At 68.7% G+C, this 24,179-nt stretch carries 24 protein-coding genes and 3 tRNA genes; 2 read left to right on the top strand and 25 right to left on the bottom strand.

Annotated features, from left to right (window positions below; genetic code table 11):
- Nucleotides 1-162 precede the first annotated feature (162 nt).
- From ACLFMY_RS03785 to ACLFMY_RS03810, 6 genes are all read right to left on the bottom strand, one after another.
- Nucleotides 163-238, bottom strand: a tRNA-Glu gene (locus ACLFMY_RS03785).
- A gap of 5 nt (nucleotides 239-243) precedes the next feature.
- A tRNA-Arg gene (locus ACLFMY_RS03790) sits at nucleotides 244-320 on the bottom strand.
- Nucleotides 321-322: 2 nt separating this feature from the next.
- Nucleotides 323-398 (bottom strand) — tRNA-Asn (locus ACLFMY_RS03795).
- Nucleotides 399-604: 206 nt separating this feature from the next.
- Entirely contained in the window at nucleotides 605-1,117 is a 513-nt protein-coding gene (locus ACLFMY_RS03800) for a GlcG/HbpS family heme-binding protein (RefSeq protein ID WP_410763229.1), read from the bottom strand.
- 81 nt (nucleotides 1,118-1,198) lie between these two features.
- Nucleotides 1,199-2,290: an alkene reductase gene (locus ACLFMY_RS03805; RefSeq protein WP_410763230.1), complete on the bottom strand. Its 1,092-nt coding sequence runs from the start codon at nucleotides 2,288-2,290 to the stop codon at nucleotides 1,199-1,201.
- A 304-nt stretch (nucleotides 2,291-2,594) separates the two neighbouring features.
- Complete coding sequence (locus tag ACLFMY_RS03810) at nucleotides 2,595-2,951, bottom strand: DUF2288 family protein (RefSeq protein ID WP_410763231.1); 357 nt, start codon at nucleotides 2,949-2,951, stop codon at nucleotides 2,595-2,597.
- Nucleotides 2,952-2,996: 45 nt separating this feature from the next.
- On the opposite strand from ACLFMY_RS03810, the gene ACLFMY_RS03815 reads away from it, so the two are divergent.
- Both ACLFMY_RS03815 and ACLFMY_RS03820 read left to right on the top strand, forming a co-directional pair.
- Entirely contained in the window at nucleotides 2,997-3,422 is a 426-nt protein-coding gene (locus ACLFMY_RS03815) for a cupin domain-containing protein (RefSeq protein WP_410763232.1), read from the top strand.
- Nucleotides 3,423-3,427: 5 nt separating this feature from the next.
- On the top strand, nucleotides 3,428-3,622 hold the full coding sequence (locus ACLFMY_RS03820) for a hypothetical protein (protein ID WP_410763233.1): 195 nt from the start codon (nucleotides 3,428-3,430) through the stop codon (nucleotides 3,620-3,622).
- A gap of 9 nt (nucleotides 3,623-3,631) precedes the next feature.
- On the opposite strand, the gene kdsB is transcribed toward ACLFMY_RS03820, so the two are convergent.
- From kdsB to ACLFMY_RS03915, 19 genes are all read right to left on the bottom strand, one after another.
- The gene (gene kdsB, locus ACLFMY_RS03825) at nucleotides 3,632-4,393 is read right to left on the bottom strand and encodes a 3-deoxy-manno-octulosonate cytidylyltransferase (RefSeq protein WP_410763234.1); all 762 of its coding nucleotides are present in this window, start codon (nucleotides 4,391-4,393) and stop codon (nucleotides 3,632-3,634) included.
- Nucleotides 4,390-4,614, bottom strand: coding sequence for a Trm112 family protein (locus ACLFMY_RS03830; protein WP_410763236.1), 225 nt, complete (start codon nucleotides 4,612-4,614; stop codon nucleotides 4,390-4,392). The genes kdsB and ACLFMY_RS03830 overlap by 4 nt, the downstream gene beginning before the upstream one ends.
- Nucleotides 4,615-4,622: 8 nt before the next feature.
- Nucleotides 4,623-5,648, bottom strand: coding sequence for a tetraacyldisaccharide 4'-kinase (gene lpxK / locus ACLFMY_RS03835; RefSeq protein ID WP_410763237.1), 1,026 nt, complete (start codon nucleotides 5,646-5,648; stop codon nucleotides 4,623-4,625).
- A 13-nt stretch (nucleotides 5,649-5,661) separates the two neighbouring features.
- The gene (gene msbA / locus ACLFMY_RS03840; RefSeq protein ID WP_410763238.1) at nucleotides 5,662-7,461 is read right to left on the bottom strand and encodes a lipid A export permease/ATP-binding protein MsbA; all 1,800 of its coding nucleotides are present in this window, start codon (nucleotides 7,459-7,461) and stop codon (nucleotides 5,662-5,664) included.
- The gene (locus ACLFMY_RS03845; protein WP_410763239.1) at nucleotides 7,458-7,859 is read right to left on the bottom strand and encodes an ExbD/TolR family protein; all 402 of its coding nucleotides are present in this window, start codon (nucleotides 7,857-7,859) and stop codon (nucleotides 7,458-7,460) included. Before ACLFMY_RS03845 ends, msbA begins: the two co-directional genes overlap by 4 nt.
- A complete protein-coding gene (locus ACLFMY_RS03850; protein WP_410763240.1) occupies nucleotides 7,856-8,488 on the bottom strand; it encodes a MotA/TolQ/ExbB proton channel family protein in 633 nt (210 codons plus the stop codon). Before ACLFMY_RS03850 ends, ACLFMY_RS03845 begins: the two co-directional genes overlap by 4 nt.
- Nucleotides 8,489-8,572: 84 nt before the next feature.
- Entirely contained in the window at nucleotides 8,573-10,270 is a 1,698-nt protein-coding gene (locus ACLFMY_RS03855; RefSeq protein WP_410763241.1) for a mucoidy inhibitor MuiA family protein, read from the bottom strand.
- On the bottom strand, nucleotides 10,263-11,351 hold the full coding sequence (locus ACLFMY_RS03860) for a 3-deoxy-7-phosphoheptulonate synthase (protein ID WP_410763242.1): 1,089 nt from the start codon (nucleotides 11,349-11,351) through the stop codon (nucleotides 10,263-10,265). Before ACLFMY_RS03860 ends, ACLFMY_RS03855 begins: the two co-directional genes overlap by 8 nt.
- 137 nt (nucleotides 11,352-11,488) lie before the next feature.
- Entirely contained in the window at nucleotides 11,489-12,331 is an 843-nt protein-coding gene (locus tag ACLFMY_RS03865) for a carbon-nitrogen hydrolase family protein (protein WP_410763243.1), read from the bottom strand.
- A 16-nt stretch (nucleotides 12,332-12,347) separates the two neighbouring features.
- Nucleotides 12,348-16,250, bottom strand: a complete 3,903-nt coding sequence (locus tag ACLFMY_RS03870; protein ID WP_410763244.1) for a YhdP family protein — start codon at nucleotides 16,248-16,250, stop codon at nucleotides 12,348-12,350.
- A 101-nt stretch (nucleotides 16,251-16,351) separates the two neighbouring features.
- Nucleotides 16,352-17,836 carry a ribonuclease G gene (gene rng / locus ACLFMY_RS03875; protein WP_410763245.1) on the bottom strand — a complete coding sequence of 495 codons (1,485 nt, stop codon included), beginning with the start codon at nucleotides 17,834-17,836 and terminating at the stop codon, nucleotides 16,352-16,354.
- Nucleotides 17,833-18,501: a Maf family protein gene (locus ACLFMY_RS03880; protein WP_410763246.1), complete on the bottom strand. Its 669-nt coding sequence runs from the start codon at nucleotides 18,499-18,501 to the stop codon at nucleotides 17,833-17,835. The genes rng and ACLFMY_RS03880 overlap by 4 nt, the downstream gene beginning before the upstream one ends.
- 51 nt (nucleotides 18,502-18,552) lie before the next feature.
- The gene (rlmH, locus tag ACLFMY_RS03885; protein ID WP_410763247.1) at nucleotides 18,553-19,023 is read right to left on the bottom strand and encodes a 23S rRNA (pseudouridine(1915)-N(3))-methyltransferase RlmH; all 471 of its coding nucleotides are present in this window, start codon (nucleotides 19,021-19,023) and stop codon (nucleotides 18,553-18,555) included.
- Between the two features lie 3 nt (nucleotides 19,024-19,026).
- Nucleotides 19,027-19,431 (bottom strand): ribosome silencing factor, encoded by a 405-nt coding sequence (gene rsfS, locus ACLFMY_RS03890; protein WP_410763249.1) that lies wholly within the window; start codon nucleotides 19,429-19,431, stop codon nucleotides 19,027-19,029.
- Nucleotides 19,432-19,508: 77 nt separating this feature from the next.
- The gene (nadD, locus tag ACLFMY_RS03895) at nucleotides 19,509-20,114 is read right to left on the bottom strand and encodes a nicotinate-nucleotide adenylyltransferase (protein WP_410763250.1); all 606 of its coding nucleotides are present in this window, start codon (nucleotides 20,112-20,114) and stop codon (nucleotides 19,509-19,511) included.
- Between the two features lie 10 nt (nucleotides 20,115-20,124).
- Nucleotides 20,125-21,393, bottom strand: a complete 1,269-nt coding sequence (locus tag ACLFMY_RS03900) for a glutamate-5-semialdehyde dehydrogenase (RefSeq protein WP_410763251.1) — start codon at nucleotides 21,391-21,393, stop codon at nucleotides 20,125-20,127.
- Between the two features lie 78 nt (nucleotides 21,394-21,471).
- Entirely contained in the window at nucleotides 21,472-22,491 is a 1,020-nt protein-coding gene (gene holA, locus ACLFMY_RS03905) for a DNA polymerase III subunit delta (RefSeq protein WP_410763252.1), read from the bottom strand.
- Between the two features lie 6 nt (nucleotides 22,492-22,497).
- Nucleotides 22,498-23,067, bottom strand: a complete 570-nt coding sequence (locus ACLFMY_RS03910) for a hypothetical protein (RefSeq protein WP_410763253.1) — start codon at nucleotides 23,065-23,067, stop codon at nucleotides 22,498-22,500.
- Nucleotides 23,067-24,179, bottom strand: a 1,113-nt coding sequence (locus ACLFMY_RS03915) for a class I tRNA ligase family protein (protein WP_410763254.1), incomplete at its 5' end; no start/stop codon positions are given. The genes ACLFMY_RS03915 and ACLFMY_RS03910, both read right to left, overlap by 1 nt.

Raw genomic sequence — 24,179 nt, forward strand, 5'->3', positions numbered from 1 at the left:
CCTGTTACCGCCGTGAAAGGGCGGTGTCCTAGGCCTCTAGACGATGGGGACCTAGTGTGGGGTGGGGTCTTACGACCCCGCCCGGTTTTCAGGTTGGTCACCACGCCTGGTGGTGACCAACAATTAGGGCAGCACGTGTGTATCACGCACTGCCCTAACAAATGGCGTCCCCAAGGGGATTCGAACCCCTGTTACCGCCGTGAAAGGGCGGTGTCCTAGGCCTCTAGACGATGGGGACCTAGATGGCGCGCCCGGGAAGATTCGAACTCCCGACCTTCTGGTTCGTAGCCAGACGCTCTATCCAACTGAGCTACGGGCGCTTTGGCTCCCCGAGCTGGACTCGAACCAGCGACCCAGTGATTAACAGTCACTTGCTCTACCAACTGAGCTATCGGGGAATACGTCTCTCGACGTGGGGCGGCATATTAATGATCCGACGGGAGGGCGTCAACACCTTCGGCACAAAAAATGCGCCAACCCGTACCACGGCTCGGCCCCGCCGGGGCGCAATCCCACGGGCATGCCGAGGCAGCCCCGCACCGCCCCGCCGCCAACCGGTTGATTCAGCGGACGCATCGCCGCCGGCTCCGCGAGGGAGCCCGGATCAGAGGAATTCCAGTTCCTCGGCCACGGCCTCGGCGCCCCGGCGGGCACACATCTCGTCGGTCTCGCCGGAGGGCGCACCGGAGACGCCGATGGCGCCGTAGGTCTTGCCACCGGCCTCGATGGTCACCCCACCGGCCCCGAACATCAGCCCCGGGACCTCACCCAGCGCCCCGTCGCCGCGGTCCTCGATCGCCGAGGTCGCGGAATTGAACGACAACGCCGTGTAGGCCTTGAGCTTCGAGATGCGGAGGGTGAGGTCCGGGGCGAGCACGTCGCGCAGCACGACCTGCTCGTCGCCGCTCCGGTCGACGACTGTCACGCCCACCTGGATGCCCTCCTCCCGGCAGGCCTCCACGGTCGCCTGGGCGCCCTTCAGGGCCATCTCCATGGACAGACGGTCGATGCTGACGGTGGCCGGCTGGTCGGAGGCAGACACCATGCCGGCAGACCCGGCAACGGCAAGGCCGACGGCCAGGGCGGTGCGACGGATGGGGTTGCGAATGGTTTTCATGGGATTTCCTTCCTCGTGGTTGGTTCTCGGTTCAATCGGGCTCTGGCGGCCCGTCGTGTCAATCGTCGTCGTGAATCGCTGTCAGTCAAGCGCCGGGTAGTCGATGTAGCCCTTCTCCCCGCCACCGTAGAAGGTACTGGAATCGGCGTCGTTCCACGAAGCGTCACGCCGGATGCGCTCGACCAGGTCGGGGTTGGCGATATACGGCACGCCAAAGGCGATCGCATCGCCCCGGCCGGCACTCACGTCCGCTTCGGCGCGAGAGAGGTCGTACTGGTAGTTGCGGATGACCGGGCCCTCGAACAGATCGACCAGATCGGCCAGGTCGAAGGCCGGCCCCGCCGCCCCGGGCTCGTCCTCGCCCATGCCGGCGATGTGCAGGTAGGCCAGTCCCCGCGGGTTGAGCGCACCCACCACGTGGGAGAAGGTCTCCCGGGGGTTGCTGTCGTACATGCCATTGAACGGCTGCAGCGGCGATATCCGGACCCCCGTGCGCGACGCACCGGCCACCTCGGTGACCGCGTCGAGCACCTCCTCGAGAAACCGCATGCGGTTCTCGAGCGAACCGCCGTAGCGATCGCTGCGCTTGTTGGTGCCATCCCGGAGGAACTCGTCGATCAGGTAGCCATTGGCGGCATGCACCTCCACGCCGTCGAAGCCGGCGGCCAGCGCCCGCTCGGCGGCCCGGGCGTAGGCCTTCACCAGCTCCGGAATCTCCCCGGTCTCCAGCGCACGCGGAGTTTCGAAAGGCTTCTTCTCGCCGGAGGGCACGTAGCCTTCGCCGTCAATGGCGATGGCCGACGGTGCCACGGGCAGCTTGCCGTCCGGCTGGAAGTCGGAGTGCGACACCCGCCCCACGTGCCAGAGCTGCAGCACCATCCGCCCGCCGGCGTCATGCACGGCGCGCGTGATCATCTCCCAGCCGGCCTGCTGCTCGTCGCTGTGGATGCCGGGCGTGGCCGGATAGCCCTGCCCCTCGGGGACCACCTGGGTGGCCTCGCTGATGATCAGGCCGGCGCCGGCACGCTGCCGATAGTAGGTCCGCATCATCTCGTTGGGGATATTGCCCGGGACCGTCGCCCGGCAACGGGTCAGGGGCGCCATGATGACGCGATTGGGCAGGGAAAGATCACCAAGGTCGACCGGGGCAAGCAGCACGGAATCCTGACTCATGGAACCTCGAACACGGTTGTCGTCGGGTGCCGAGCATTCGATCAGGCCCGGCAACCGGCACGAGTGGTTGGTTAGGGAACCTCCGCACGAATGCCATACCGCTCTGCTCGCCTTGAGCCGGGCAGATGCGAGTCGCCCCGTGCTCCGCGTTGCGATGTCTTGACGTGGCCACCGGCACGCCGGCGACATCGCGCCTCGATCACGAACGACTCGCCGGGCCAGAGTGGCATGGCATTCGTGCAGAGGTTCCTTAGCGGCTAACTTGTAGTTCACATGGCCGTCGAATGCCAGTCGGATGCCCCACTCAGTGCCGGGTCGGGGCGCCGTCGGATTCCTGCACCAGGATCCAGGGCGGGGTGACCACCGCCCACAGGGTCACGTCGCCACCCGCCCAGCGGCGGGCGGTGTCGGTGTCCAGCGGGGCCACCTGTCCCGCCTCCTGCCAGACCTTGAACCGATCGGTCCGGTCACGGACCATCGCCATGGCCACGTCGACCAGGTCGATCGCCGTGTCGACCTTCACGATCTGCCCCTTGGCGAAGAAGCGTTCGAGCTCTTCCCAGTCGGCCTTGGCCGTCTGCCCGACCAGCTCCCGGTAGAGCGCATCGTCGTCCTTGCCCGGATCCGGCGGGTTCTGCGGATTGTTGCCGATTTCTGTCATGATCTGCCCTTGTTCGTAATCTTGTTCCAAGAGGAGTGTCTGCCGATGGCGAAGCGCCGGACCCCCGTGCCCGACCGCGCGAGCTACCTCAATCATCGCAGCCGGAGCGAGGCGATCCGAGCCCCCGACGGCTCGCGGGTCCGCGAACTGATGCACCCCGCCCACCACGCCATCGAGCGAATGAGCGTGGCGGAGGCCGAGGTCGATCCCGATCGGTCGACGAGACCGCACCGCCACCCGGTCGCCGAGGAGGTCTACCACATCCTCGACGGGGCCGGCGTGATGGAGTTGGCCGGGGAGCGGTTCGCGGTGGTCCCCGGTGATATCATCCGGATCGCGCCGGGCCAGGTTCACCGGATCGAGACCAAGAGCGAGGTACCCCTGCGCTTTCTCTGCATCTGCCAGCCGGCCTACCGAGACGAGGACACCGAATTCGTCGATCCCGTCGCCCCGAACGAAACGGAAGCTTGAACGACATGGTCATCCAACGCAGCACCCTGGAATTCCTGCTCGTCACCCTGATCCTGGGCAGCATCATGGTCACCACCCTGTACCTGGGGCATGGGGCCGGCGTGCTGGCCTTCCTGATCTGGGGCGTGGTCCTGGCGATCTATCTCAAGCGCAAGTCGAAGGTCACGGAGCCCCGCCGGGAGGACAGCGACCCGTCCTGACCCCGGGTCTCAGTCCGCGGCCAGTTCCCGGCGCACCCGCTCGAGGTCGGCCGCCGTGTCCACCCCGGGCGGGGGCGTGACGTCGGCGACCTCGATGCCGATCGTCTCGCCCATCGACAGCGCCCGGAGCTGCTCGAGTTTTTCCAGCCGCTCCATTTCCGGGCTCGCCGTCTCCACGAACCGCCGCAGAAACCCCGCACGGTACGCGTACAGGCCGAGGTGACGGAAGCCGAAGACGCCGGCCTCGCCTGGAGCCGGCAGGCCGTCGCGATGGAAGGGAATCGGCGCCCGGGAGAAGTAGAGGGCCTCGTCGCGTTCGTTCGCCACCACCTTGACGGCATCCGGCGAGAGAAACTCCTTCTCCTCGGCGATGGGCACCATCAGCGTGGCCATGGCGGCATCCGGCTTGGCCCGCAGCAGGCGGGCCACCTGGGCCAGCAGTACCGGCGGCATCATCGGCTCGTCACCCTGAAGGTTGACCACCACCGTCTCGTCCGGCAGTTCGAGGAAGTCGATCACCTCGGCGAGCCGGTCGGTGCCGGACTCGTGGCCTTCGCTGGTGAGCACGGCCCGCGCACCGATCGCGTTCACCGCCTCCTGGATGCGCTCGTCGTCGGTGGCCACCACGACGTGTTCGCTGCCGGCCGCGACCGCCCGCTCGTAGACCCACTGGATCATGGGCCGCCCGTTGATGTCTGCCAACGGCTTGCCCGGCATGCGGCTGGAGGCATACCGCGCCGGGATGATGATCCAGTCGCCCTCGGCCATCATGAGTCCGATGCTCCCGTCGTGGCCGGATGCTTCTTGCGCCAGGCCTGGTATTCCTCGTCGGACAGCCGGCGCGCCTCGTCCTCGAGCATGACCGGGATGTCATCCCGGATCGGGTAGGCCAGGTGGGCCGACAGCGAGATCAGCTCGGCATTGGCCTTGTCGTAGATCAGCGGCCCCTTGGTGACGGGACACACGAGGATGTCGAGAAGCTTCTTGTCCATCGGCAGGCTTACCTTGTTGTCGGTTGGTTCTTGCGCCGGACCTCGAGGCCGGCGATGGCCCCGTCCAGCAACGTCCGGGGCAGCACGATGCCCCCGCGGGCGACCAGGACCTGGCCGGGGCGTTCGGGTGGCATGGGCCATTTCACCGCATCCTTCTCGGTGATCACAATCGTACGCCCCTTGCGGAGCAACCGCCCGACCATGTCGGGCTCCGGCGCGGCGTGATCGTCCAGTGGCACGGCGTCCAGCCGCACCCCGCCGGCCTCGAGCATGTCGAAGAACCGCGACGGGTTGCCGATGCCGGCAATCGCCGTCACCCGCTGGCCCCGCAGGGCCTCGGGCGGACACTCGCTGTCGTCATACAGGTCGCGGAATCCCTCGAGGGTGAAGTCGATCCGGTACGTCGACGGGTTGACCTCGTCGCCCTCGGGCAGGACCTTGGCCGCATCCGCGCCATTGACCAGCACGGCATCCACCGACCGGAGCCGGTGCGGATGCTCGCGCAGCGGGCCGGCAGGCAGACAGAAACCGTTTCCCAGCCCCCGCTGGCCGTCGACGATCACCCACTCGACGTCACGCGGCAGGCGGTGATGCTGCAGTCCGTCGTCGCTGATGATCACGTCGACCTCCGGGTAGCGCGCCAGCAGCTGCTCGGCGGCCTGTCGGCGACGCGGATGCACGACCACGGGCGCAGCGGTGCGCTGCCGGATCAGCCATGGCTCGTCGCCGCAGACGGTGGCGCCGTCGGCCTCGGCAAGGTCGAGCGGCTCGATGCCGAGCTTCACGCCGAAGCCGCGGCTGACCACGCCGGGATGCCAGCCGGCCTCTCGCAGCGCCTCGACCAGCGCGATCACCACGGGCGTCTTGCCCGTGCCGCCCACGGTGAGATTGCCCACGACCACCACGGGGCACGTCAGCCGGCGCGGACGAGCGCGACGCAGTCGCCTGTCGGCCTCGCGGCAGACCAGCACGCCAAGCGGCCACAGAAGCCATGCCGTGAGCCCTCGCCGCTGCCAGAAAGCCGGGTAGCGCATCACCGTGCTCCCATCAGGTAGTGCCCTGGTCGGCGAACTGCAACCGATACAGCGCGGCATAGGCGCCGTCGGCCGCCAGCAGTTCGGCATGGGCGCCCTGCTCGATCACTCGGCCCGCCTCCATCACCACGATGCGGTCGGCATGCTCGATGGTCGACAGGCGATGGGCGATCACCAGCGTGGTTCGGCCCCGCGTGAGGTTTTCCAGTGCCCGCTGGATGTAGCCCTCCGAACGGGTATCCAGGGCCGAGGTGGCCTCGTCGAGCAGCAGGATCGGCGCGTCGCGGTACAGGGCCCGGGCGATCGCGATGCGCTGTCGCTGGCCTCCCGAGAGCAGCACGCCGTTCTCGCCCACGCCGGTGTCGAAGCCCTCGGGCAGCTGCTCGATGAACTCCTCCGCGAATGCGGCCTTCGCCGCTTCCCGGACCCGGTCCATGTCGAATGCCGCCCCGTCGGCATAGCCGATGTTCGCCGCGATGCTGGCGTTGAACAGCACGGTCTCCTGCGAGACATAGGCAAACTGGCGACGGAGCTCGGCCAGCGGGAGTGCGTCGTGCGGCGTGTCATCCAGCAGGATGCGTCCGCGCTGGATCTCGACGAATCGCGGCAACGCGCCCATCAGGCTGGACTTGCCGGCCCCCGACTGGCCGACGAAGGCGACCGTCTGCCCGGCCGGGATGTCGAGGCTCACCCCGCGCAGCACCCAGTCCTCGTCACGGCGATCCTCAGGCGGCACGTCCCGGTAGCTCAGCCAGACATCCTCGAAGGCGATCCGGCCGCTGACCCGGCGCGGCGTCACGTCGCCGCGATCCGACTCGCGCGGTTCGTCGAGCAGCGCGAACAGGCTCTCCCCTGCTGCGATACCCTTCTGGATCACGGCATTGAGATTGATCAGCCGCTTGGCCGGCGCCAGCGTCATCGAGAGCGCGGTGATGAACGAGACGAAGGTGCCCACGCTGATCTGGTCCATGCGGTCGCCGCTGGTGGCGAACCACACCACGCCGGCCACGCCGATGGCCAGCACGAACTGCGTGATCGGCGAGGAGGCGGCCTGGACGGCCTGCATCTTCATGAAGGCACGGAAGTTGTACTGGTTCTGCCGGGCGAACCGCTCGCTTTCGTAGTCCTCGCCGCCGTAGAGCTTGACCACGCGATGCCCGGTGATGGTCTCCTCGGCGACGTGCGAGACCTTGCCCATGGATTCCTGGATGCGGCGGGCATAGCGCCTGAACGCCCTCGATATGCCCGCCACCATGCCGACCAGCAGCGGCAGCAGCACCAGGATGAACAGCGTCAGCTGCCAGGAGAGATACAGCATCCACACCAGCAGGCCGATCACCGTCACGCTGTCGCGAATCAGGATGGTGAGCGCCTTGGAGGCCGCCTCGGAGACCTGCTCGCTCTGGTAGTTCAGCCGGGTAAGCACCTCGGTGGACGGCACGCGATCGAAGTACCGCGGCGGCAGGTGCAGGACCTGCTCGAAGGTGTCGCTGCGCAGGTCGCGGATCACCGATCGCCCCACCCAGGCCATGCCGTAGTTCGAGGCGAACTCGCCGATCACGCGGAAGACGAACACGCCCAGCAACGCGAGCGGCATCAGGGCGATCAGCGTCGGGTCCCGCTCGACGAAGCTCCCGTCGAGCAGCGGCTTCATCAGGGCGGCGAACCCGACCTCGGAAAGCCCGGCGACCACCATGCCGATGATCGCCACCACCAGCACGCGCGTGTAGCGCCAAGTGTAGTCCAGCAGCCGCCGATAGGTCTCCCAGCCGGCGGAGGCGTGCGCGCGGGCTTTCAGCGACTCGCCGCTCATTTGGGCGGTGTCGTCCCCAGGCCGATCTTCTCGATACCCGCACGCCGGGCCATGTCGAGCACGCTGACCACCTGCTGGTTGACCACCTGGGCGTCCGCCCAGAGAAGCACCGGCCGCCCGTCGTCGGCGATCTCGCGCAGCCGCTCGGGCAGGAGGTCCGGCTCGACGACGTGGCCGTCGATGGCAATGCTGCCCTGGGCGTCGAGCTCGATGACGTGGTTCTCGATCTCCGCGCGCTCCTCGTTGCCCACCTCGGCCTTGGGCAGGTCGACCTTGAGGGCCCGGTCGTGCACGAAGGTGGTCGTCAGCATGAAGAAGATCAGCAGCATGAAGACGACGTCGATCAGCGGAATCAGATTGAGCTCCAGCGGCTCGCGTGTCCGATGCCGGAAATTCATGCCGAGCGCCTCCGGGCGTTGTCCACCGGGTGCAGCATGTCGACCAGCCGGATGGCGTCGCTTTCCATGTCGATGATCAGTTCGTCGACCAGGCCGCGGAAATAGCGATGGAAGATGAACGCGGGCACCGCGACCATGATCCCGGCCGCCGTGGTGACCAGCGCCTTGGCGATACCGCCCGCCAGCAGTTCGGGGGCCACCGAGCCGCCACCGCTGTTCGAGGTGATCGCCTGGAAGACGTCGATGATGCCGATGACCGTCCCCAGAAGGCCCAGCAGCGGCGCGATCAGGGCGATCGTGCCGAGGGTGTTGAGGTAGCGCTCCATCTGGTGGGCGATGTGCCGGCCGGCATCCTCGATCCGGGTGCGCATTTCCTCCGCCGAGTGGTGACCGGCCAGGCCCGCGGCGAGGATCTGGCCCAGCGGTGAGAGCCGCGCCAGCTGCGCCAGCCGCGCCTGGGTCAGCCCGCCGTGCCCGAGCCAGGACTGCACCGTGCCCACCGGGTCACCGCCCATCACCCGGCTGCGCCGCAGGGTGTACAGGCGTTCGAAGATGATCGCCATGGCAATCACCGATGCAATGAGAATGGGCAGCATCATGCCGCCGCCAGCCAATACCAAGTCAAGCATGTTCCTGATTGAACCTCTTCCCTGAAAATGTCGGTTGAAGAAAAAACGTTCGGCAGCCCGGGCTGCCATCAGTCGGCCGAAGGATCAGAAAGGCGAGACCGCCTTGCCCTCCGGCCACCGCACGCGGTAAGCGAAATCGATCTGCCAGGGCTGGTCGGGTACCAGTTCGCGCTCATAGGCCCAGACACCGGACTGGCCGTCGTGGTCCTTGCGTGCCGGACTGGTCATCTCCCCCAGCGGTTCGACCACGATGTCAGCATCCAGCGCCGTGGGCAGGCGCATGAGCACCGTGACCGGGACCGGCTGTTCGTGACGGCTGGTCACCGCCACCTGTCTGCGCCGCTCCACCTGGTTGAACTTGCCGATCAGGCCGTGCCCCGCACGCTGGTCCGGGGGACGCTCGAGTTCCACGACCACCCGGGGGTCCACACCGAAGCTCAGCTCGACCTCCTCGTCCGGCCCCAGCCCGGCGCGCGACCGGCCGGCCTGCTGCTGGCCGTCGCGATGGACCTCCCAGCGCCCGGCCGGCAGCGGATGGGCGATACTGGGCTCGAACCGCCCGACCAGCACGGCATCGCGGGACTGCTGCGGGGCGACGCGCAACTCGATGTCGGCGTCGAGACCCTGGTCGAACACCTCGAGCCGAACCCCGCCGGGACCACTGGGCACCCGGGAGGGCCGATTGATGGCGATCTGGGACGCGAACCCGGTCTCGTCGGTCGCGGTGGCCGCCTCGGCCGCGCTGTCGGACAGCAGGGACGGGGCCATCATCGCGCGGGGCTCCGGCGGACGCGCGCCCTCCGGATCGACGAAGCCGATGGTCAGGGGCGGCAGCGCGGGCACCGGGTAGAAGCGGCGGTGGTCGCTGGTCACCAGCGTCATCGAGGCGGCCGGCCAGTCCTCGCCGGTCTGCTGGTGCACCTGTGCGGCCATGCGCCAGTCGACCCGGCGTTCCCCGGTATCCAGGCGGGCCTGGTAGACCGGTTCCCACCCGGCCCGCGCGACGCGGTAGTCCAGCCGGATGGCCGGAGCCCCGTCGGTTGCGTCGTCGGCCGCGTCGGCCAGCGGAATACCCACCTTCCAGCCCGGTTCGGCCGCGCGCATCTGATCGAGCTGCTCGCGCAGTTCCCGCAGGGTCTCGTCGTTGCGCGCCCTGCGATCGAGCAGCGCGCGGCGCGCGTCGGTCAGCCGATTCATCAGGCCCGCGACCGGGCCGTCGTCGGCCCAGGTGGCGTCGAGGTCGGCCGCGTCCCGAGAAAGCCCGGCCAATTGATCGCGGGCGATGTCCCGGCGCAGGGCGTTCTCCTCGAGCAGGACCCGGATCTCGCGCGCCTCGGCCTCGGCATCCGCCAGCCGGGCCTGCAACCGGCGAAAGCGGGGCGTTTCGGTCACTTCCTCCCGCTCGGTGCGCAACCCCTTGGTCTCGTCCACCCGGTTGCCGCTCACGCGCAGCGACCCCGTGTCCATGTCGGCAGGCAGTCCCAGCACCCACAGGCGGGGTTGCCGCCCGTCCGCGCCGGCCAGCTGCAGGCCCTCGACCTCGGCCGCGCCGCCGGCCATCGAGGCGATGACCTCGCCGTCCAGGCCACGGGTGATCCAGGCACCGGACGGGGCCACCATGATCCGCTGGATGCCCATGGCATGCTCCCCGGACTCCTCCATCCCAACCGGGGCATCACCCTCGTCGATCGCGGCGAGCCCGGGGCGCAACGTGCCTAGCCCGAGCACGCACAGGCCGAAGGCGAGCCAGCGCCCCCTGCGGTGCAGCGAGACCTCAGCCATGTTCCGGCAGCTCGTCGAGGACGCCGCCGCCGGCACGGCGGATGCGCACGGCCTCCGCCAGCCGGTGAATCACGGCGCGGCTGTCGTCCCAGCCGATGCAGGCGTCGGTGATGCTCTGGCCATAGGTCAGCGGCTTGCCGGGCACGACATCCTGGCGACCGGCCACCAGGTGGCTCTCGACCATGGCTCCCACGATGCCGGAATTGCCCCCGGCGATCTGCGCGGCCACGTCCTCGGCCACCTGGATCTGGCGGGCATGCTGCTTCTGGCTGTTGGCATGCGAGAAGTCGATCATGACCCGTTCAGGCAGTTCCGTCTGTCGCAGTTGCTCGAGGGCATCGCTCACACTGGCCGCGTCGTAGTTCGTCGTCCGCCCCCCACGCAGGATGATGTGGCAGTCGGCATTGCCTCGGGTCGCGAAGATCGCCGAGCGCCCCGCCTTGGTCACCGACAGGAAATGGTGCGGTCGGGCCGAGGCGCGGATCGCGTCGATCGCCACCCGCAGGCCGCCGTCGGTGCCGTTCTTGAAGCCCACCGGGCACGACAGCCCCGAGGCCAGCTCACGGTGGACCTGCGATTCGGTGGTCCGGGCACCGATCGCCCCCCAGGCGATCGAGTCGGAGATGTACTGCGGACTGATCAGGTCGAGGTACTCGGTGGCGGCGGGCACGCCCATGTCGGCCAGGTCGACGAGCAGGTCGCGGGCCACGCCGAGGCCCTTGTTGATGTTGAAGCTGCCGTCGAGGTCCGGGTCGTTGATCAGGCCCTTCCAGCCGACCGTGGTCCGCGGCTTCTCGAAGTAGACCCGCATCACGAGGAGGATGTCCTCCTTGACCTCCTCGGCCAGCTCGCGCAGGTGACGCGCGTAGTCGCGCGCGGCCTCCACGTCGTGGATCGAGCAGGGGCCCATCACGACCATCAGGCGGTCGTCGCGACGATCCAGGATGTCCTGGATCGCGTGACGCGCCAGCGAGACCGTTTCCGCACCCTGCTCGGAGAGCACGTACTCGGCCCGGAAGACCTCCGGCGGGGTCAGCTGGTGGATCTCCTCGATACGCAGGTCGTCGGTCTGTACGGTCATCTCTTCTGGTCGTCCGGTTACTGGTCGCGATGCCCCTTCGAGAGGAGGCGGGGAAATGCCTCCCATGGTAAAGGCCTAGCGCCTTTTGCGCCATGGGGAGTCGTCAAGACCGGACCGGACCGCCGCTCGAGGCGGGTTCAGCGCAACCGCCGCAGGTCGCGCACCGGGAAGGTCCGGCCCAGCCGGTCGCGCTTCTGCCGGTCGAAGCCCGCCACGGCCACGGTGTCCGGCGTGTCGGCGCAATCGGCGAGCACCTCTCCCCAGGGGTCGACGATCATGCTGTGCCCCCAGGTCCGACGGCCGTCGGCGTGTCGGCCGACCTGGGCGGCCGCCGCCATCCAGCAACCGTTCTCGATCGCCCGGGCACGGAGCAGCACCTCCCAGTGCGCCCGACCGGTCGCCTGGGTGAACGCCGACGGCAGGCAGAACCACTCCGCTCCCAGGTCGACCAGGCGGCGAAACAGCTCCGGGAAGCGCAAATCGAAGCAGGTCGCCAGGCCCAGTCGGCCCGCGGGGGTGTCCACTACCGTCGGCTCGGAGCCGGCGCGAAACACGGCCGACTCCCGATAGCTCTCGCGTCCCTCGGGCAGGGTGACGTCGAACAGGTGGATCTTGTCGTAGTGGGCGACGATCTGCCCGGTCGCGTCGATGACCAGCGTGCGCGCCAACACCCGGCCGGGATCGTCATCGGCGTCGGGGACGGAGGGCAGCGTGCCGGCCACCAGCCACATCCCGCTGCGCCGGGCCATGTCGCCAAGGTCCTCGACCGCCCGGGCGGTATCTCCCTGCGCCATCGATACCAGTTCGGCAGGGTCGGCGGGCATGGCCAGCAGGTTCTCCGGCAATACCACCACGTCGGCCCCGCCTTCGGCGACCCGATCGAGCAGCGCGTCGACTACCGGCCGGTTGCCCGTCCAGTCGGCCCGACCATTCATCTGCACCACGGCCACCCGCGGTTGTCGCTCGGCTGTTTCGCTCATCGATGCCTCCCGGTAATCACTCATCCGCCTTGACGCTGGTCACGATCGGCTCGTCCAGACTGCCACCGATGTGATAGGTGACGTCGGGCTCGGGTGCCTGATCGAGTTCCTTGAAGGTCTGCTGCAACGCGAGTATCGCGCCGCCGACCAGCGGCCCACCGGCCACCGTGCCGATCAGCGGCAGCAACATCCCGTAATCGGCATAGATCCGCGCTGTCAGGTCCAGCCGACTCTCGACCAGCTCCATCCTTCCGTCGATCAGTGCGGTGAGCGAGGGATTGACGAGTTCGATGCCGTCCACGTCCAGCCGCCCCTGGTCCAGGCGCAACTGGCCGGCCAGCGTTTCGAAGAACAGGCCCTCGCGGGTGACGTCGCGGAAATCGAACCGCAGCCGGTCGGCCAGCGCCCCCAGACTCATCAGCCCCACCAGGCGACCGGCACCGGGATCGATCCGGCTGATCTCGCCATCGGCCACCACGAACTGGCTGTGTCCGATCGCCCGCTCAAGACTGAAACTCGCCGGCGACCCCGGCCAGCTCAAGGACAGGTTGCCTTCCTCGATCTGCCCGCCCGAAAGCGGCGCCCCCCCGGTGATCGACTCCAGTGCCGCGCCCAGATCCCGGCTCTGCGCGGCCAGGGTCAGGCGGGTCTGCTGGCCCTGCGGTGCCTCGCTCTCGTCATTGACGATGCGACCGCTGCCGGACACCGACAGGTCGGGATTCGGCAGCCAGTCGATCCGGTCGATCAGGTACTCGCCGCCCTGCCCATGACCACCGAGACGGAACTGCCCCAGGGCCTGGTCGCCGAGGATGAGCGACGCCACCTCCAGTTCCACCCTCGGCAGGGCCGACAGGTCCCAGGCCGACAACGGCGCCGGGTCCGGGTCGTCCGCCCCCGCTTGCGTGTCGACCCGGTGGAGCCGCAGGCGCTCGAGCGCGCCGGTCAGCCGACCCGCGGATGTCCCCGACCGGCCCGACAGGGCCATCCGCCCCCGGTTCTCCTCGCCGTCCACGGCCGCTTCCCAGCCGTCGGGCCGGTCGGACCAGTCCAGCGCCACGTCCCGAAGCTGCCAGTCGCCGATACCCAGCTTCCCGATACGCGCGTCGACCTGCACATCACCGCCGCCGGCTCCATCGGAGGACCCGGAGGACGTCATGTCGACATCCATCCACGGGTCGACTTGAAGCGCGTCGAGATCCAGGCGCAACTGGTGGGGCGCACCGTCCGCCGGGGAGACCTCGCCCGCGCGGTTGGTTATCAGGCTGCGGGCCAGCCGACCGTCGTCCCCGAAACCGAGATCGAATCGCCAGCGTTGATCGCCGTCGAGGCGCCCCGACAGGGAACTCGGACGTCCCCCGGCAAGCGCCAGGTCCACGGCCAGCGGCCAGGCGGCATTCCTGTCCTTGGCCAGCGGAGCCGGGAGGCGGCTCTCCAGGCCGACGAGATCGCTTTCCGCCCGGATCTGCACGGGCGCTCGGGCGTGCGGCACGTCCACCCGCACCAGCACTCCGGTGCCGCCGTCCAGGTGACGCGGCAGGAAGCCGGCGATCGCCGGGCCGTCGTCACCGCCCAGCAACTCGCGCAGGCCGTCGGGTGCCAGACGTGTCTCGGCGGTGACCCGCGTGGCCGGCCGCTCCGACTCGCGAGGCGCGACCCGGGCATTGAACGGCCGATCGAGAAACATCCCGCGGATATCGTCGGAGGAAAAACGGGCACCGTCGAAGGCGAGCCGCCCGGCCAGTTCGTCGAAGGAGAAGCGCCCCTGGCCCAGATCGACCCGGTTGTTCTCGAACACGAACCCCCCGGTGATCGACGGCGGTGGCGCCCCACGATGGAGCCCGAGGCGCAGATCGAGTTCGAACTGCCCCAACCCCGTCGCCGACAGGCCGGCGAGGGACTCCTCCCCCAAGATGGGCATGCGCCCGAGGCTCCAGAGGAGGTCATCCAGCGGCAGGCGTCGATCGACGGCCACTTCCAGCCGCGGGGCATCGAGCTCGAAGATGCTCACCCGGGAACCGCCGACCCCGGCTCGGGCCACTTGCCCTTCATCGATGGAGGCATGGAATTGCCGGTTGATGAAGGCGATGTCGCCGCTGGCATCCTCGAGCGCGGGCCATTCCGGCCAGAACGGCAGGCTGAGATCGTCGAAGTCGAAGACGACCGAGAAGTAACCGCCGCCCTCGTGGAACGGGACACGTGCCGGATCGCCATGGAAGATGAATCGCCCGCCGCTGACCCGGCCGGCGGCCCCATCGCCCTCCAGGGCGCGGTCCAGCCAGTCCAGCGTACCCGGCCCGATGAGGTGTCGGGGAAGGTAGGCCGGCGCCCGACGGGTGTCGGCGAGGGAGAAGCCGGTGTCGATACCGAGATAGCCTTCCTGCTCGTCGGTCCCCTCGCGGAAGAAGAACCGGCCGTCGAGTTCCAGCCCCCGGGAGGACACCAGCAGATCGGGGCTGTACAGCCCGATCCCGCTCTCGTCGAACCAGTAGAGGTTGCCCTTCACGTGGTCGACCGGGATCGGCTCGCGGAACATGCCCGGGATGGCCAGGATGACGTCCTGCTGGTCGATCTCCGCCAGCCAGCCGGCGGGCTGGCGATACAGGTCCAGGTCCACCCCGGCCTCGCCGGACTCGGTACCCACCACCGGCCGAAGGGGCACACCGGTGGTGTTGCCGAAGTTCTCCAGCTCGAGGAATCCTTCCATCAGCCGGCCGCCGTCAAAGGCCAGCCGAACGTCCCGGGCCTGCCCGCGCGGCACGTTCTGGTCGAGGAGCTCGAGGAAGTCCCCGGGCAGGGGGGCGGCCGCCAGCCAGACCGCCAGGTGCTCCAGATCCGCGTGGTTGGTGGCGAAGCGCAGGTGCTCCCCTTCCGACAGCATGCGCACGAAATCGGTGGGCAGGCGGCCACCCTCGGTCGGACGCACGTCGACGTCCTCGGCATTCAGGCGCCATCCCTGCTCCTCGCGGCGCCAGGCAAGCCGGGTCGAGACCCTGGAGACCGCGGCCTGGCGGGACGATCCCTCCAGCCGGCTCTCCCGTGTGACCGCCATGTCCGCGATGTCCGCATGGATGGTCACGTCCTGCAGGCGACTCTGCCCCCAGTCCAGCCACAGCTGGCCATCGAGCCTCCCGGAGTCGACCCGCGGCATGCCGACCTCGCAGTAACCCGGGTCGACCCGGGCAGGACAGCCGCCGAGCATTCGGCGCACGGTGGGACCGCCATAGCGGTCGAGCCGTCGCTGGACCTCCCGCAACCGCCAGTCCTCCACCTGGAGAAACAGCCGGACGTCCATGTCCCGGCCAAACCGCCCGTCGCCGGAGAACCGCAGGGGCTCGTCGCTGATGCCGGGCAGTTCGGCAACACCCGAGGCACGCCATCCGTCGCGCTCCATCTCGGCGGCGACACTGAACGACAGGGTATCCCGACCGCCATCCGGGGCCCGGAATTCGACCACGGCGTCGCGCACGCTCAGGTGGCCGAGGCGGGACACCTGCCGCTCCACCTCGGCCCAGGTGACCGGCTGGTCCTCGGCCTGGGTGCCGGGCCCCAGCGCCAGGTCGGCGACGGACCAGCCGCCCTCGCCGTTACGGACCAGGGTGAACCTCGCCCCGTCGAGAGTGATCTTGTCCGCCACCAGGCGACGCTCGGCGAGGCTGCGCTGCCAGGAAAGCCCGAGGCTCAGCGCCTCCAGACGCGGGCCGGAGCCGAGGGTCACCTCGCGAAAGACCACCTGGGGCTGGTAGCCCCGCCAGCGCAGATCCACGCTGCCGAAGCGGACCGGCGCATCGAGCTGTTCGCTCACCATGGCCTCGAGATCCGGCTGGAACCGTTCCGCCCACGGCAGGAGCGCCCGGGACAGCCCGCTGAGCACGGCCACGAAAACCAGCAGGAACGCCACCGCCATCAACAGGCGGCGCATCCCCTTTCGGACACGGCGTTCTTGGCTCTGGCTGCTCATCCTTACATCCGTCACTGGCGTTCCGCCCCGAGGCTCCATCCCCCACCCGGTGCCCCGCGTCCCTACATCAGGACGATGTCGTACTGTTCGGGCATGTAGTGCAGGTCTATCTGGAGTTTAAGCGGAACGCCGGTGAATTCCTGCAACTCGGCGAGAGAGGTGGAGTCCTCCTCGCGCAGCCGGTCGATCACCGAGGCACTGGCAATCACCAGCATGCTCTTGGGCTGGTACTGGCGTGCGTCGCGGGTGACCTCGCGGAAGATCTCGTAGCAGACGGTTTCCGCGGTCTTCACCGAGCCGCGACCGTCGCAGACCGGGCAGGTCTCGCAGAGCACGTGCTCCAGCGATTCGCGGGTCCGCTTGCGGGTCATCTCCACCAGGCCCAGCGTGGAGACGTCGCAGACCTTGGTGCGGGCATGATCGCGTTCCAGAGCGCGATTGAGCGCCTGGTGCACCTGCACCCGGTGCTCGGGCTCGGCCATGTCGATGAAGTCGATGATGATGATCCCGCCGAGGTTGCGCAGGCGCAGCTGACGGGCGATCGCCGCGGCCGCCTCGAGGTTGGTCTTGAAGATGGTCTCCTCGAGCGTCTTGTGGCCGACGAACGCCCCGGTGTTGACGTCGATGGTGGTCATCGCCTCGGTCTGGTCGATGACGATGTAGCCGCCGGACTTCAGCGCGACACGTTTCTCCAGCGCCCGCTGGATCTCCTCCTCGATGTTGTGCAGCTCGAAGATCGGCCGTTCGCCCGGGTAATGCTCGACGATCGGCAGGATGTCGGGGACCATCTCCTCGGCAAACGCGATCGCGCGGTGATAGGTCTCGCGCGAGTCGATACGGATCTTCTCGACGAACTGCCCGAGGGTGTCGCGCAGGGTGCGCAGGGCGAGCGGCAAGTCCTCGTAGACCAGCCCGGGGTCGGTCATCTGCTGGCGACGCTCGGCCAGGTTCGCCCACAGCCGGCGCAGGAAACGGTAATCGTGGCGCAGCTGCTCTTCCTCGACGCCCTCGGCCGCCGTGCGAAGGATCAGCCCGCCGACGCCTTCCAGGCTTCCTTCCTCCTCGACGATCAGTTCGGTCAGGGAGGTCTTGAGCCGCTCGCGCTCGGTCTTGTCCTCGATCCGGCTGGACACGCCGATGTTGCGCCCGTTGGGCACGTAGACGAGGTAGCGCGACGGGATGGTGATCTCGGTGGTCAGCCGCGCGCCCTTGGTGCCGATGGGATCCTTGATCACCTGCACCAGGAGGTTCTGCCCCGTGCGCAGCAGCATCTCGATCGACGGCGTGGCCGTTTCGAGTTCCGAGTCCGGATCGTCCATCTTCAGCTCGACGTCGGACACGTGCAGGAAGGCCGCGCGTTCCTCGCCGATGTCGATGAAGGCCGCCTCCATGCCCGGCAGCACGCGGGTCACGCGGCCGCGGTAGATGTTGCCCACCATGCCCCGCGAGCGCGAGCGCTCGATGTTGATCTCCTGGAGCACCCCGTTCTCGACCATCGCGATGCGGGTCTCCTGCGGGGTGATGTTGATCAGGACTTCTTCGCTCATGACTCAGTTCTCGTTGTTATCCCGTGTCGCCCCGATCCATTCGCCTCGATCATCCAGGCCGGCCGGATACCGAACATGGCCAGCAGACGACGCGTGGCCGCCAGAGGCAGTCCGATCACCGCGCTGCAATCACCCTCGATCGCCTCGACGAAGCAGCCGGCCCGCCCCTGCAGGCCGTAGGCGCCGGCCTTGTCCAGCGGCTCGCCGGTGGCCACGTAGGCGCGGATGGTCCCGGCCGGGAGATGGGCGAATCGCAGCCGTGAGACGACCACTGCCTCGCGCTGCTCCTGACCCTCTCCCACGGCCACCGCGGTGATCACCCGGTGCCATCGTCCACTCAAGGCGGCGAGCATGGCCTCGGCGTCGGCCGCATCGACGGGCTTGCCCATCGGTCGTCCGTCGGGCCCCGCGATCAGGGTGTCGGCGGCCAGCAACACCGCAGCGGCCGGTAACGACGGTGCCGCCAGCGCGGCATCGAGCTTCGCCCGGGCAAGACGGATCACCGCCGAATCGGGCCCCTCTCCCGGCAAGAGCGATTCGTCCACTGCTCCGGAGGGCCGAGCCCGCCCGGCGATGACGAAACCGGCCTGTTCGAGCAATTCCCGCCGGCGTGGCGAGCCGCTGGCCAGCCACAGTGACGGCGGCGTGTGGACATCGGAGGTCATCGTTTCATTCTAACGACTCGACCCGATCCGTGGGGATCGCTTTCCCGCTCGTCACTCGCGGTGGTAGGGGTGATTCTGGTGCAGCGACCAGGCGCGGTAGAGCTGCTCGGCGACCAGCACGCGCACCAGCGGGTGCGGCAGGGTCAGCGCCGACAGACGCCAGGTCTCGTCGGCGCGCTGGCGTAGGGACTTCGCCACGCCGTCAGGGCCACCGATCACCAGGGCCACGTCGCGCCCCTCGACCAGCCAGTCGCCCAGGGATGCCGCCCACTGGCGGGTGTCCCGATCACGGCCGCGCTCGTCGAACAGGATCACTCGCGCCGCGGCCGGGATGGCCCGCTCGATGCGTTCGGCCTCCATCGTCTTGATCCGGTCGATGTCGGCGTTCTTGCCGCGCGGGGCGGCGGGGACCTCGGTCAGGCGCACCGGGCAGCCGGCGGGCAGGCGCTTGAGATACTCCCGCGTGCCCTCCTCCGCCCAGCCGGGGAGCTTGTGGCCGACGCTGATCAGCTCGATGCGCACGAATCAGGAGGAGGCGTCACCGGCCGGGGCCGACCAGAGCTTCTCGAGCTGATACAGCGCCCGGGTCTCGGGCATCATCAGGTGCACGATCACGTCGATGAAGTCGACCAGCACCCACTCGGTCTGCGGCGTGTCGTCGCCCTCGACGTTCATCGGCCGCATGCCCTTTTCCTTCAGGGACTTGACCACTTCGTTCGCCATCGCCTTGAGGTGGCGGTCCGAGGTGCCCGAAGCGAACACCATGTAGTCGGTGAAGTTGCAGCGCTCGCGCACGTCCAGCGTGACGAGGTCCACGGCCTTGATGTCCTCGAGGGCCTCGACGACATGATCGAGGATCTCCTCGGCCGGCATCGGCGGAGTCTGGTCGACCGGTTCGTTGCGTGTGGATGGCGGTTGGTTGGCACTCATGAAAGAAACCTGTCGGCATGGCGGCCGCGGGCCGCCGATTATGAAAACGGCAATGGTCGACTGAACCGCGGATACGGTCAACCACGAATGAAGTGACGGACGACCGGCTCGGGCACGAGATAGCGCAGCGAACGGCCCTGCTCGACCAGCGCGCGTAGCGAGGTCGCCGAGATGTCGAGCCGGGTGATTTCCACGGGAACGATCCGCCCCGGTTCGGCGCCGGGCAGCTCCGCGGCCGTGGCACAGCGTTCCTCCAGCCACTGCCGGGCCGCGCCCTGCGCCCGGGATCCCGGCCGGGTGGCCACCGCGACGTGCGCCAATTCCAGGATCCGATCGACCTCGTGCCAGTCCGGCAGGCCGTTGAACGCATCCATGCCCATCATCAGTACCAGCGGTTCGTCCGGAAACTCGGCGGCGAACTCGGCCAGCGTGTCGCTGGTGTACGACGGCCCTGCACGGCGATGCTCGCGTTCGTCGAGGACCAGGCGCGGGTCGTCGGCGATCGACTCGGCCGCCAGGTCGAGCCGCGTGCCCGCATCGAGCAGCGGCTCGCCGCGATGGGGGGGAATCGCCGCCGGCACCAGCCGCACCCGGTCGAGCCCCAGTGCCTCGGCCACCTCGGTCGCCAGGCGCAGGTGGCCGATGTGGATGGGGTCGAAGGTGCCGCCGAAGATGCCGATCATGCAAAAGCCATCAATGGCGGATCTCGCCGTTGCCCAGCACGATGAACTTCTGCGAGGTCAGCCCCTCCAGGCCGACCGGGCCGCGGGCGTGGATCTTGTCGGTGGAGATGCCGATCTCCGCGCCCAGCCCGTATTCCATGCCGTCCGCGAAGCGGGTCGAGGCATTGACCATCACCGAGGCCGAGTCCACCTCGCGCAGGAAGCGCCGCGCGCGGCTGTAGTTCTCGGTGACGATGCTGTCGGTGTGATGCGACCCGTAGGTCTCGATGTGCTCGATGGCGGCATCCAGTCCGTCGACCACCGCCACGGCCAGGATCGGGCCGAGGTATTCCTCCCCCCAGTCCTCCTCGGTGGCGGCCGTCATCGACGGCACGATGGCACGCGCGCGCTCGCAGCCGCGCAGCTCGACCTCGTGCCCCGCGTACTCCCGGGCGAGATCGGGCAATACCGCCTCGGCGACCGCCTGGTCGACCAGCAGGGTCTCCATGGCATTGCACACGCCGTAGCGATGGGTCTTGGCATTGACCGCGATCGCGCGGGCCTTGTCGAGGTCGGCATCGGGGTCGATGTAGACGTGGCAGACCCCGTCGAGGTGCTTGATCACCGGCATGCGCGCCTCGCGGGAGACCAGCGCGACCAGTCCCTTGCCGCCGCGCGGGATGATCACGTCGATCGACTCGGGGCTGTGCAGCATCGCGGTGACCGCCTCGCGGTCGGTGGTGGCGACGATCTGCACGGTCTCGGCCGGCAGACCGGCTTTCTCCAGCCCGGCGCGGATGCAGGCGGCCAGCGCCTGGTTGGAATGGATTGCCTCCGAGCCGCCACGCAGGATGGTGGCGTTGCCCGACTTCAGGCACAGCGCGGCGGCATCGATGGTCACGTTGGGCCGCGACTCGTAGATGATGCCGATCACGCCCAGCGGCACGCGCATGCGACCGACCTGGATGCCCGACGGGCGGAACACGGTGTCGGTGATCTCGCCGACCGGGTCCGGCAGTGCGGCGATCTGGCGCACGCCCTCGGCCATCTTCTCGATGCCGGCGGCGTCGAAGGCCAGCCGGTCGAGCATGGCCTCGTCGAGCCCGTTGGCCCGGCCGGCCTCGAGGTCCTTGCCGTTGGCCTCGATCAGCGCGGCGCGGCGCTCGACCAGCTCGTCGGCGATCGCGAGCAGGGCGGCATTCTTCGCCCGGGTGTCGACGCGTGACAGCGCACGGGCCGCCCGGCGCGCGGCGTGCCCCATCGCCTGGATTGTCTCGGTCACGGATTGTTCATTGGCCATCGGTCGCGGTCTCCTGATCGTTCGTTCGCCCGGGCCGGGCAGGATCCGGCCCGCGAATACCCAGTGATTGTCTCGATTCTACCGTCCCGGCCGGGTGGCATGCAGCATCACCTGGTCGAGCAGTGCCCAGGCCCGCCCGCCGCCGGCGTCACAGCCCTCGCCCAGCCCCTTGATGCAGCGGTCCACCTCGGCGCAGCCGGCCAGCAGCCGCTGCCAGCTCGAGGCCGGCATGGCCCGCGCCCGCACCTGGTAGCGCTTGGCGAGAAACGCCGGGATGCGAGTGTTCTTGAAGCCGGCCTGGTCGCGGTTGGCCAGCGCCACCAGGGCGCGCAGGTCGCGGGCGATCACCCACAGGATCAACAGCGGCTCGGTGCCCTCCCCGCGCAGTCGCGAGAGCAGGTAGAGGCCCCGCTCCCGGTCGGCATCCAGAATCGCGTCGCTCAGGGAGAAGGTGTCCAGCCGCGACTGGTTGGTCAGCCCCTGTGCCACGCGAGCGGCGTCCACCGGCCCTTCCAGGTCCAGCAGGGCCAGCTTCTCGATCTCCTGGGCGGCGGCCAGCAGGTTGCCCTCGACACGTCCGGCGATCAGCTCGGCGGCATCCCGCTCGAGACGTACCCCCGCCCGGCCGGCGCGCTGGGCGATCCATTGCGGCAGGCGCGAGAGCGGGATGTCGTAGAAGTTGACCGCCAGCCCCGCGGCAGCCAGCTTCTTGAACCAGGCGCCCTTCTGCAGCTGCCGGTCGATCCTGGGCAGGCTGACGATCCAGATATCCGTCTCGCCCCCGCCCTTGACGCGATCGGCCAGCGCGGCCAGCGCCTTCGAACCGTCCCGGCCCGGCTTGCCGGTGGGAATCCGCAGGTCGATGATCCGGCGGCTGGCGAACAGCGACAGGCTGGCCCCCTGGCTCGCCAGCCCGCTCCAGTCGAACCGGCCGTCAACCTCGAAGCGCAGGCGTTCGTCCGCCCCTTCGGACCGCGCCTTGGCCACGATGGCATCGCGAGCCTCCTGGACGAGCAGCGGCTGGTCTCCGCCGATGACGTACAGCGGCTCGAGGCCCCGGGCCAGGCGCTGCTCGAATTCCTGCGGCTTGGCGAGCACGCGGCCTCAGCGACCTTCGTCGGGAGTGATCAGGCGGTCCGTGTCGACCGGCGCGAGCAGGCGGTAGAACAGCAGCTGCCCCACCAGTTCGCCCAGTTCGCGACGAACCTGCGCCTCGTTGCTCGAGGAGGCCAGCACACCGGTCGGGTCGTAGTTGTAGTTGCGCGCCTGGCTGATCCGTCGGGAGGGCGTGCGGGAGCCGTCGGGCAGCGCGATGTGGTAGCGGAGCTCGTGGAGCAGCTCGTACTGGCGCACGTCGGCGCTCGGGTCGACCACCGAGGCGCGCTCCTCGACGCGGTCGCTCTCGACCACCAGCCGGGCGGTGGCATCGCGACGATCCTCGACCAGTTCGGCATTGGCATTGCCGAACTCCCCGGCGAACGCCCGGTAGACGTCGCCCGACGTCGACAGGCCCGAGACATGCACCCGGTCGAAGGTCGGATCGAGGTCCGTCATCCCGCGCAGGTGATAGCCGCAGCCGGCAAGCGACACGATCATGAACGATGCCACCAGGGTCAGCAGGATCCGTTGACCCGGCCCGGCCCGCAATGCATGACTTGCCGCTGAGTGTTTCATCACTTCGCCACCACGATGTTGACCAGCTTGTTCGGCACCACGATCACGCGCTTGATCTCGCCCTCATTGGTGAAACGCTGCACGTCCTCGTCGGCCAGTGCCTGCGCCTCGATGGCGGCCTTGTCGGCGGCCGCCGGGACCTTGATCTTCGCCCGCAGCTTGCCGTTGACCTGCACCACCATCTCGATCTCGTCGCGCACCAGCGCCGCCTCGTCGACCGTCGGCCAGGCCGCATCGGCAATGGTGCCCTGCCCGCCGACTTCGTGCCAGAGCACATGGGTGATGTGCGGCACGATCGGCGCGAGCATGCGCAGCATGTCCTGGATGACCGCGGCGACCACCGCCTCGCCCGCCTCGTCGGTGGCCTCGAACCGGGCCAGCTCGTTGAACAGCTCCATGTTCGCCGCGATCACGGTGTTGAAGGTCTGGCGGCGATCCATGTCCTCGGTGACCCGACCGATGGTCTCGTGGAGCTTGCGGTAGAGAGCCTTCGCGGCGGCCCCGCTGTCTGCCAGCTCGTCGGCCGACTCGATGCGCCGGGACAGGTCGATGCCCGCTGACCGGCGCTCGGCCACCTGCCGCCACAGGCGCTTGAGGAAGCGGTGCGCGCCCTCGACGCCCGAGTCGGACCACTCCAGCCCCTGGTCGGGCGGCGCGGCGAACATCATGAACAGGCGCACGGTGTCCGCGCCGTATTCCTCGATCAGCTCCTGCGGGTCGACGGTGTTGCCCTTGGACTTGCTCATCTTCGCGCCGTCCTTGTTCACCATGCCCTGGGTGAGCAGGCGGGTGAACGGCTCGGGGCAGTCGGCCGGGATCAGGCCCTCGTCGCGCATCAGCTTGTGGAAGAAGCGCGCGTACAAGAGATGCAGCACGGCGTGCTCGATGCCGCCGACGTACTGGTCGACCGGCAGCCAGTAGCCGGCGCGGTCGTCCAGCATCGCCTCATCGGAGTCGGCACTGGCAAAACGGGCGTAGTACCAGCTCGACTCGAAGAAGGTGTCGAAGGTATCGGTCTCGCGCTCGGCCGGGTGACCGCACTCAGGACAGGTCGTGTCGATGAAGTCACGATCGGACTTGATCGGCGAGCCCGGCCCGTCCATCACCACGTC

Source organism: Guyparkeria sp., from assembly GCF_046545975.1.
Lineage (GTDB): Bacteria > Pseudomonadota > Gammaproteobacteria > Halothiobacillales > Halothiobacillaceae > Guyparkeria.

What these genes read in the sequence shown, in the direction of transcription:
- ACLFMY_RS03800 (WP_410763229.1), bottom strand. Translation starts at nt 1,117, where the DNA reads ATGAAAACCATTCGCAACCCCATCCGTCGCACCGCCCTGGCCGTCGGC.
- ACLFMY_RS03805 (WP_410763230.1), bottom strand. Translation starts at nt 2,290, where the DNA reads ATGAGTCAGGATTCCGTGCTGCTTGCCCCGGTCGACCTTGGTGATCTT.
- ACLFMY_RS03810 (WP_410763231.1), bottom strand. Translation starts at nt 2,951, where the DNA reads ATGACAGAAATCGGCAACAATCCGCAGAACCCGCCGGATCCGGGCAAG.
- ACLFMY_RS03815 (WP_410763232.1), top strand. Translation starts at nt 2,997, where the DNA reads ATGGCGAAGCGCCGGACCCCCGTGCCCGACCGCGCGAGCTACCTCAAT.
- ACLFMY_RS03820 (WP_410763233.1), top strand. Translation starts at nt 3,428, where the DNA reads ATGGTCATCCAACGCAGCACCCTGGAATTCCTGCTCGTCACCCTGATC.
- kdsB (WP_410763234.1), bottom strand. Translation starts at nt 4,393, where the DNA reads ATGATGGCCGAGGGCGACTGGATCATCATCCCGGCGCGGTATGCCTCC.
- ACLFMY_RS03830 (WP_410763236.1), bottom strand. Translation starts at nt 4,614, where the DNA reads ATGGACAAGAAGCTTCTCGACATCCTCGTGTGTCCCGTCACCAAGGGG.
- lpxK (WP_410763237.1), bottom strand. Translation starts at nt 5,648, where the DNA reads ATGCGCTACCCGGCTTTCTGGCAGCGGCGAGGGCTCACGGCATGGCTT.
- msbA (WP_410763238.1), bottom strand. Translation starts at nt 7,461, where the DNA reads ATGAGCGGCGAGTCGCTGAAAGCCCGCGCGCACGCCTCCGCCGGCTGG.
- ACLFMY_RS03845 (WP_410763239.1), bottom strand. Translation starts at nt 7,859, where the DNA reads ATGAATTTCCGGCATCGGACACGCGAGCCGCTGGAGCTCAATCTGATT.
- ACLFMY_RS03850 (WP_410763240.1), bottom strand. Translation starts at nt 8,488, where the DNA reads ATGCTTGACTTGGTATTGGCTGGCGGCGGCATGATGCTGCCCATTCTC.
- ACLFMY_RS03855 (WP_410763241.1), bottom strand. Translation starts at nt 10,270, where the DNA reads ATGGCTGAGGTCTCGCTGCACCGCAGGGGGCGCTGGCTCGCCTTCGGC.
- ACLFMY_RS03860 (WP_410763242.1), bottom strand. Translation starts at nt 11,351, where the DNA reads ATGACCGTACAGACCGACGACCTGCGTATCGAGGAGATCCACCAGCTG.
- ACLFMY_RS03865 (WP_410763243.1), bottom strand. Translation starts at nt 12,331, where the DNA reads ATGAGCGAAACAGCCGAGCGACAACCGCGGGTGGCCGTGGTGCAGATG.
- ACLFMY_RS03870 (WP_410763244.1), bottom strand. Translation starts at nt 16,250, where the DNA reads ATGCGCCGCCTGTTGATGGCGGTGGCGTTCCTGCTGGTTTTCGTGGCC.
- rng (WP_410763245.1), bottom strand. Translation starts at nt 17,836, where the DNA reads ATGAGCGAAGAAGTCCTGATCAACATCACCCCGCAGGAGACCCGCATC.
- ACLFMY_RS03880 (WP_410763246.1), bottom strand. Translation starts at nt 18,501, where the DNA reads ATGACCTCCGATGTCCACACGCCGCCGTCACTGTGGCTGGCCAGCGGC.
- rsfS (WP_410763249.1), bottom strand. Translation starts at nt 19,431, where the DNA reads ATGAGTGCCAACCAACCGCCATCCACACGCAACGAACCGGTCGACCAG.
- nadD (WP_410763250.1), bottom strand. Translation starts at nt 20,114, where the DNA reads ATGATCGGCATCTTCGGCGGCACCTTCGACCCCATCCACATCGGCCAC.
- ACLFMY_RS03900 (WP_410763251.1), bottom strand. Translation starts at nt 21,393, where the DNA reads ATGGCCAATGAACAATCCGTGACCGAGACAATCCAGGCGATGGGGCAC.
- ACLFMY_RS03910 (WP_410763253.1), bottom strand. Translation starts at nt 23,067, where the DNA reads ATGAAACACTCAGCGGCAAGTCATGCATTGCGGGCCGGGCCGGGTCAA.